We start from the raw sequence: 7,631 nt of genomic DNA on the forward strand, positions 1-7,631 counted from the left end.
TTGTGGGGGGGGGCGCGGCCAATTTTGGGGTTTTTTTTTTTGTTTTTTTTCGCGGGTTGCGGGCCTGGGGGGGGGGCCAAAAAAATTTTTTTGGGGGGGGGGGGCGCGCCCGGGGGCGCCCCCCCAGCCCCAAAATCCCCCGGGAGAGCTTGGAAGTTGCATATAGCGTATTCGATTTCCCACCATGTTCAAACTCGTGATAGGGGTGACGGGTTTTCTTACCTCCCTCCCCACCTTGCTTCACCGCATGAAGCCCCCCTCTATGCCCCTTTGACCCGCGAGGATGGGAGAGGAAATCGGATTCTCCCTCCCTGCGCCGCCTCCTTGCCCCGACCGGCGCCTCGGTTCTGCCTAATCGACGAGCGATGAGGGCTTCGGTCCGGGCTCTCCGCCTCCCCCACAGCCCGAGGGGCTGGGGGAGGGGAGGGGCGAGGCATGCCTCGTCCCCCGGGGCTTGCCTTCCGATAGGCTGCTTCCTATAATCAAACCGCTTGCCCAGATCCATTTTCAGGATGAGAAGCCGATGCGGAACCGGAATCTCTGGCTGGCCATCATTGGCCTTCTGGCGGTTTTCGCTCTCTGGGTTGATTTCTCGGAAACCCAGATCGCCATCGATTTCCTGGGCATTCGTCGGGAGATCCGGACGGTGCTCGGGTTGGATCTCCAGGGGGGGATTCAGATCCTGCTGGAAGCGGATGTCCCGCCGAACCAACCGGTGGATCGTGGAAACCTGGAGGATACCCGGCGCATCATCGAGAACCGGGTCAACGCCCTGGGGGTGAGTGAGCCGGTGGTGCAGATCGCGGGGACCCGGCGGATCGTGGTGGAGCTCCCCGGGATCACGAATCTGGAGCAGGCGGTGAACACCATCAAGCAGACCGGCTTGCTGGAGTTCGTGGATGCTGGAGCCGCGCCCATCCCGGAGGGCGCCACCGTTCGCACCAGTCTGGACGTCTCTCCGACGGAGACGGTTCCTCTGACCGGGACGCCGACGCTGACGCCTGCCCCGGCGCTGACCGAAACCGCGCCGATCACAGGGACCGGCCCGGTCAGCCCGACGGAGCGGGTGTATCGGACCGTTATGACGGGCCGGAATCTGCGCAGCGCCCGGCCGGAGCTGGATGAATTCCGTCAGCCGCAAGTGGCCTTCACCTTGGATGCGGAGGGCACGCGGCTCTTCGCGGAATATACCTCCCAGAATGTGGGGCGCTATCTCTGCATTGTGCTGGACAAAAAGGTGATCTCCTGTCCGGTGATCCAGGAGCCGATCACGCAGGGCCAAGGGGTGATCCGCATGGGCTCTGGAAGCACGCTGGCGGACGCTGAGGCCCTGGCGGTGACCCTGCGCTATGGCGCCCTGCCGGTGCCGTTGAAGATCGTAGACACCCGGAACATCGGGCCGACGCTGGGCCGGGAGTCGATCCAGCGTAGCCTGATCGCCGGGATCGTGGGCTTCGCCACGGTCGCCCTGTTTATGGTCCTTTACTACCGCGTGCCCGGCGTCCTGGCCGTGCTTGCCCTGAGCCTCTATGCCGCCTTGGTGTTCGCGGTCTTCAAGCTGCTTCCGGTCACCCTGACCCTGCCGGGGATCGCTGGGTTCGTGCTTTCCATTGGGATGGCGGTGGATGCAAACATCCTGATCTTCGAACGGCTGAAAGAGGAGCTCCGCGCCGGCCGCAACCTCGCCTTGGCCATCGATTATGGCTTTGAGCGCGCCTGGCCTTCGATCCGGGATTCCAACATCTCTACCCTGATCACCTGCGTGATCCTGTATGTCTTCGGCCTGAACTTCGGGGCGAGCATGGTGCGGGGGTTTGCCCTGACGCTGGCCATCGGAGTGGCGGCCAGCCTGTTCACCGGCATCTGGGTCACACGGGCCTTCCTGCACGTGTTGCTGGATCGATTCAGCGCCCAAGCCCCCGGGCGCTGGTTTGGGATATAAAAACTGAGCCAGACGCCGAAGGTGCCCGGCGCAGCCTCAAAGCCCTTTCGGCATCCCGGGTGATGCATCCGTCCAGCCTGGTGCTTTGTCCATATGTGGGGGGGGTCGGGGGGGGGGGGGGGGCCCAGGGCCCCCCCCCCCCCCCCCCCCGCGCCGCCCCCCCCCGCGGGGCGGGCCGCGGCCGCCCCCGCCCCCCCCCCCCCCCCCCCCCCCCCCCACCGCCGCCGGGGGCGACGCCATGGCCTTCCGGACGGGCTTCGATTCCTTAGATTCCCAGTGGATAACTGGACAAAGCACGAGGGGAACGCTTCTCTTTAGATCCGATGGAGGCAGAGGATGATCGATATCATCGGCAAGCGTTACTGGTATTTTGCGCTCTCTCTTCTCGTCATCGTGCCGGGCCTGATTTCCCTGGTCCTTTACGGACTTCCCCTGGCCATCGATTACACGGGCGGCTCGCTGATGGAGATCCGGCTTCCCCCTGGCCATGCCGTCTCCAGCGAGGAGGTCATCGGGATCGTCGGACGGGTCACCGGGTTCAATGTTGCGGATATCCGGGTCCAGCCGTCCCTCCAGGGCACCCTGATCATTCGCACCCGGGAGATGGATGCGCCCACCAAGACCCGGCTGGAGGAGGCTTTGCGCTCTCGCTATGGGGAGATCCTCCTGGAGCGTTTCGAATCGGTTGGACCCACAGTGGGCGCTGAAGTGACGCGAGGGGCTCTGGTGGCGGTGGCCATGGCTTCCCTGGCGATCATGCTTTACCTTACCTTCGCCTTCCGGCATGTCCCGCATGCCTTTCGCTATGGCGTCGCCGCTGTGCTGGCCCTTTTGCACGATGTGGCGGTGGTTGTGGGGACCGCTTCGATCTTCGGGAAGGTCCTGGGCTGGGAGGTGGATGCCCTCTTCCTCACCGCTGTGCTGACCGTGATCGGTTTCTCGGTTCACGACTCCATCGTGGTGTTCGATCGGATTCGCGAAAATCTCATCCGCTACCGCGGCGAGCCTTACGAGCGGATCGTGAACCACAGCATCCTGCAGACCCTGGACCGATCGATCAACACCCAGCTCACGCTGATCTTCACGCTGGTTGCCCTGCTCCTCTTCGGGGGGACGACGATCCGCCAGTTCGTTGCGACCCTGCTGATCGGGATGATCAGCGGAACCTATTCCTCCATTTTCAACGCGGCGCCCATCCTGGTGGTCTGGGAGAAGCGGGAGTGGCGAACCTGGTTCCGCCGGCCGGCGGAGCAACCCGTTCCCTAAGAGGAGTTCTGAAGATTCATTCGGGGTCCGCCCCCTGAGGCGCAGAGGACGGATGGCCAACCACGGTTTGGGGTGGCGGAGCGGGCGGTTTCAACGCGCCCCGCCACCCCGTTTTATAGACCGAGCTGGCTCTACTGCGTTGTCTATTTTTCATTTGGGGGTTTTTGGAGGGAGGGGGTATTGCCTTCTGGACCGGCTTCGGTCCTCAAATCCCCAGCTGATAAGCGGTCCGATGAGGAAAAGCCTCTGCGGCGGCCTAGAGCCGTCGCAGACATTTATCGGCCTTCCTCTAGAAAGCAGCGCAATCCCTCCACGATCCCTTCCACCACCCGTTCTCGCCCCCGGGTGAGCAGATCCCGATCCAGGTAGAGGAAACCGATCTCGATGATCGCCGCTGGGGTTTCCGCTGCGATCTCCCGGAACGCATGGTAGTCCGTCATGTCGTAGGTGATGCTGTCCTTGTGGAAGCGTAATCCGGTGCTTCGACCATAAGCGGAGATCAGACAGGCCACCAGGCGATCGCTTCGCTCCGGCACCGCATCGGCCTGGGCCCGCGCGACTTTAAAGCCCGTCGCCAGCTCGTTGATGTATTCGCAGGAGTCGGCGTGGATCGAGAGCAAAGCGGCTGCGCGGTATCCGTGAAGCCGCTCATCGAACTCCTCCAGAACGTCCACGGTGTATCCCAGTGCCTCCAGACGGCGGGCTACCTCGCGGGCGATCGCGGTGTTCACCTCCACTTCGGTGAGCCCATCGGCGCAAACCGCTCCGCTATCATGCCCCAGATGCCCGGCGACCAGGCCCACGCGAGGGGACCGGGAGGGAGAGGGCGGCTGAGGCGCGATATAAGCCTCATGCTCGGATGGGGTCTCAGCCGGCTTTCGGTAAAGCCACAGACTGCCGAGGAGCCCTATGAGCAGCAGCGCAAGAAACAGCAGAGGGAAGAGAACCCGGGGGAACAACTTTCGGAGTCCCAGGATCTCGTCTTCGGCGCGAGGATAAGCCATCGGTGGCCGGCTTCGTTTTCGAGGCCCCTTTGCGGGGCGCAACACCGTGCTCATCGCTTGATCGGTATGCGATTGGGGTTCAGGCTGGAGTTCAAAGGCCTTCTTTCCCGGAACATTGAACTTCGGGCAAACGGGCTGTGCCCCAGGCCCCCAGAGCCTTTTGCGCTTAGAGAGCCAGCTCCTCCTCCCCTTCCCGCAGCCCTTCGGGCCGCGGGAAGGGAGAACAGAAAACAGCTCCCCCGGAATGGGGATCCAAGGGGTTCCATCAGGATCCCCGTGGACGTGGGATGGAGAAGCTGAATGAGGAGCCGCGCCCGGGGGTGCTCTCGACCCAGATCCGCCCGCCGTGGGCTTCGACGATCGCCCGGGCCAGATACAACCCCAATCCCGTCCCGGGGGTCTGCCGCGCCCGGGCCGCGCTGGCCCGATAGAACCGCTCGAAGATCCGCTCCTGCTCCTCCGGTAGGATCCCGATCCCCTCATCGGTAACGGTGACGATCACTTCCCGTGGGGTCACCCGGCCGGAGATCCGGATGGTTCCTCCCTGGGGGGAATACTTAATGGCGTTGCTCACCAAATTCGCCAGCACCTGTTCCAGCCGACGGGGGTCGCCCTGAATCAGCGGGAAGTCTGGGGGGAAATCCACCACAATGAAATGACGGTCGGTCTGAGGGCGGAAGCGATCCGCCACCCGCTCCGCCAGCTCGTCCAGCGCCACTTCTACGAATTGCAACTCGAGGGCCCCAGCCTGCAGCCGCGAGGCGTCCAGGAGATTATCGATGAGCTGGGTCAACCGATCCGCTTCCTCTTCGATAATGGTGGCGATCTGTCGCACCATTGCCGTATCCCATGTCGTATCCTCGCGACGCAGGGTTCCAGCATATCCCTTGATGATCGAGACAGGGGTCTTGAGCTCGTGGGAGATGATGGAGATGAACGTGGATTTCAGCTCCTCGGCCTCCCGGATGCGGGTCATATCCCGGACCACGCCGATGATGTTCACCAGACGCCCGGTGCGGTCCAGCAGCGGGGAGTAGGTGATCCCTACCGCCACCCGTCCCCCGTCGCGACGGACCAGGTCGCCCTCCACGTAGATGGGCCGGTCGGTCGCCAGGGGCCATCCACCGGCCTCCGCCTCAGCCAGCGTCATGCCGGAGCGTCGGGGGTTGAGGATCACGATCTCATCGTGGGGCCGCCCGATGGCCTCAAGGGGAGACCATCCGGTCAGCCGGGCCATCGCCCGGTTGAAGACCTGGATGCGATGAGCGGGGTCGAGGATGATCACGCCGTCGGCGGTGGCCTCAATGATCGCCTCCAGCCGCCGCTTCTCCGTCACCAGCTGTTGGTAGAGCTTGGCGTTGTGAACCGCGATGGCTGCCTGATCCGCGAAGGCGCGCAGGATCAGTCGATCATCGTAGGTGAAAGCGGTCCCGAAGGTGCGGAACACCACCAGAAGGCCCAGGAGCTCCTCCCCCACCATCAGCGGGAGGGCTACCGCCTGCTGGGCTTCCAACCGAAGCCAGCGGGCGATCTGAGTGAGCACCCGCTCCACCTCTGCCCGTCCCCAGGACTCCGGATGCGCGGGGAGCTTCGCCAGCAGGACATCCAGCTCGCCCCATTGCGTGTCCGGCAGGCCATACGCCGCGCGGATGGTGAAGGCGTCCTCTTCCCGTAAAGCAATCAACGCGACCTGTCCGGCCAGCATCTCCGCCGCGGCCTCGACCACCAGCCGGAGCACCGCATCGAGATCCAGTTGCGCGGTGATGGCCCGCGTGATCTCCAGGAGATAATCCCGCTGTCGAACCCGGAAATCCGTTAGCATCCTGCGCGCTCCGCTCGTTTGTGCCTTTGGCCCAGTCTGGGGGTTTTGGCCATAGAGGGGATCGTCCCACGGCTGAGCGAGCGCTCGATCCTTCCCTCATTATATGCGGAAATCGGAGGCGCCATATGCGACTTCCGGGCTCTCCCGCGGGTTTTTGGGCTGGGCGCTACCGAAGACGGCGCCCCAGCTCAAAAATATTCTTCCTTATTGGCGAAGCCTCGGCTTCGCCGACTGGGTTAGATTTTTGAAAAAGCGCGGGGCTTTTCTGCAGTTTTGACGGGGATTTTGGACTCGGATAGAATAAGAGCCTGATGGTTGATCGATCCCCTCTGCAGGAGGTGCATCCTTGCCGAACACGCGATCTGCCCTGAAAGAGCTGCGCAAAGCGGAGCGACGACGACAGCGGAACCGCGCGATCCGAACCCGGGTCCGCACTTTTGTGAAATATGCCCGACAGGCCATCGCCCAGGCGGATCTGGAGGCAGCGCGGAAAGCGATCCAGGAAGCTTATCGAGAGCTGGATCGTGCGGCTCGCAAGGGGGTGATCCATCGAAACACAGCGGCCCGTCTCAAGGCCCGTCTGATGCAACAGTTCAACCGCACCTTTGGTCCAGTCCAGGTAGCGGCATCGGCCTGAAGCACCCGCCCTCGCCCCGTTTGGGGGTTTCCCTCCGAGAGGATTGGGCTCACGCCCAGAACCCGTGCCGCTGGCTAAACCCGATGGTGGGCAGGGGTTTGGGGTGGTGGAGCCGACGGCTTCGCCGCCCACCCCACCACCCCGAAAGGATCCGGATCCCCTCTTCGCAACCCTTTAGGCTGTGGGGAGAGGAAGATTTGTTCCAAAAATAGACCTCATCATGCGAGAGTAAGCCTGCCTTTGCTCACTCCCGCCTGCTTCCTCCGCATTGGGAATCAACTCGCCATCCGGGGATTCTGTCAGGCTTCCCCAACGGCGGCCCGTCCTTGATCGGTGATGCCATAGACCGGGTTGGCCAAGCTCTGGCGTACCAGCCCCCGGGTGCAGAGCTCCTCCAGAATCCGAATGACGTCCCGGGGGTTCATCGCCAGATCTCGGGCGATGGTGTATGGGCTATGATATCCCCGGTGGTCCCGCAGGTAGATGAGGATCTTTCGCTCTGCCTCGCTGAACGTCGTCACCGCCATCGTTCACCTCTGAACACCAGAGAGACAGAACCTTAGGATCGGATCGCGCGGCGACGTAGTGTTCTTCTTGTTTCGAATTCTCCTGGCGAAGAGCTCCTGGGCGGTTACCCCTCCTAAGTGGCGATGAAGATGTGGCTCTGAGAGGGGAGAAATCGATTTTTTCTGAGGGTGCAGGTCGTCGAAGGCGACCCACACCCTGCAGGAAAGAACGATCGCTACTGGCTGGAATCGCCACCAGCCTTTGCAATTCCTGCTATATAAATATTTTACCCCGATATCTTGGGAGCTTCAGCGGAAGGGAAGTCCGAACAACGGAGTGGCGGGGCGGGGGGGGGGGGGGCCCCCCCCCCCCCCCCCCCCCCGGGGCCGAACCGCCGAAAACCCGGGGGGGGGGGGGGGGGGAATTGTGGGGGGGGGGGGTTTTTGGGGGGAG

6 protein-coding genes are annotated in these 7,631 nt (G+C 63.2%); 3 read left to right on the plus strand and 3 right to left on the minus strand.

The features are described from left to right. Window positions 1-523: 523 nt before the first annotated feature. Together secD and secF are read left to right on the plus strand one after the other, a co-directional pair. A complete protein-coding gene (gene secD / locus NZM16_RS10410) occupies window positions 524-1,942 on the plus strand; it encodes a protein translocase subunit SecD (protein ID WP_295480277.1) in 1,419 nt (472 codons plus the stop codon). 336 nt (window positions 1,943-2,278) lie between these two features. After that, on the plus strand, window positions 2,279-3,208 hold the full coding sequence (secF, locus tag NZM16_RS10415; RefSeq protein WP_295452981.1) for a protein translocase subunit SecF: 930 nt from the start codon (window positions 2,279-2,281) through the stop codon (window positions 3,206-3,208). 275 nt (window positions 3,209-3,483) lie between these two features. Here secF and NZM16_RS10420 read toward each other — a convergent pair whose 3' ends face one another. Beyond that, complete coding sequence (locus NZM16_RS10420) at window positions 3,484-4,212, minus strand: N-acetylmuramoyl-L-alanine amidase (protein WP_295452983.1); 729 nt, start codon at window positions 4,210-4,212, stop codon at window positions 3,484-3,486. Between the two features lie 265 nt (window positions 4,213-4,477). Beyond that, window positions 4,478-6,034 (minus strand): ATP-binding protein, encoded by a 1,557-nt coding sequence (locus NZM16_RS10425; RefSeq protein ID WP_295452986.1) that lies wholly within the window; start codon window positions 6,032-6,034, stop codon window positions 4,478-4,480. Between the two features lie 346 nt (window positions 6,035-6,380). Between NZM16_RS10425 and rpsT the strand changes: the two genes are divergently transcribed. Next, window positions 6,381-6,671 carry a 30S ribosomal protein S20 gene (gene rpsT / locus NZM16_RS10430; RefSeq protein ID WP_295452988.1) on the plus strand — a complete coding sequence of 97 codons (291 nt, stop codon included), beginning with the start codon at window positions 6,381-6,383 and terminating at the stop codon, window positions 6,669-6,671. 299 nt (window positions 6,672-6,970) lie between these two features. On the opposite strand, the gene NZM16_RS10435 is transcribed toward rpsT, so the two are convergent. Beyond that, window positions 6,971-7,198, minus strand: a complete 228-nt coding sequence (locus tag NZM16_RS10435) for a hypothetical protein (protein WP_295480279.1) — start codon at window positions 7,196-7,198, stop codon at window positions 6,971-6,973. Between the last annotated feature and the right edge of the window lie 433 nt (window positions 7,199-7,631).

The sequence above is a fragment of the Thermoflexus sp. genome, assembly GCF_025055495.1.
In the GTDB taxonomy this organism is placed as follows: Bacteria; Chloroflexota; Anaerolineae; order Thermoflexales; family Thermoflexaceae; genus Thermoflexus.

What these genes read in the sequence shown, in the direction of transcription:
- secD (WP_295480277.1), top strand. Translation starts at nt 524, where the DNA reads ATGCGGAACCGGAATCTCTGGCTGGCCATCATTGGCCTTCTGGCGGTT.
- secF (WP_295452981.1), top strand. Translation starts at nt 2,279, where the DNA reads ATGATCGATATCATCGGCAAGCGTTACTGGTATTTTGCGCTCTCTCTT.
- NZM16_RS10420 (WP_295452983.1), bottom strand. Translation starts at nt 4,212, where the DNA reads ATGGCTTATCCTCGCGCCGAAGACGAGATCCTGGGACTCCGAAAGTTG.
- NZM16_RS10435 (WP_295480279.1), bottom strand. Translation starts at nt 7,198, where the DNA reads ATGGCGGTGACGACGTTCAGCGAGGCAGAGCGAAAGATCCTCATCTAC.
- NZM16_RS10425 (WP_295452986.1), bottom strand. Translation starts at nt 6,034, where the DNA reads ATGCTAACGGATTTCCGGGTTCGACAGCGGGATTATCTCCTGGAGATC.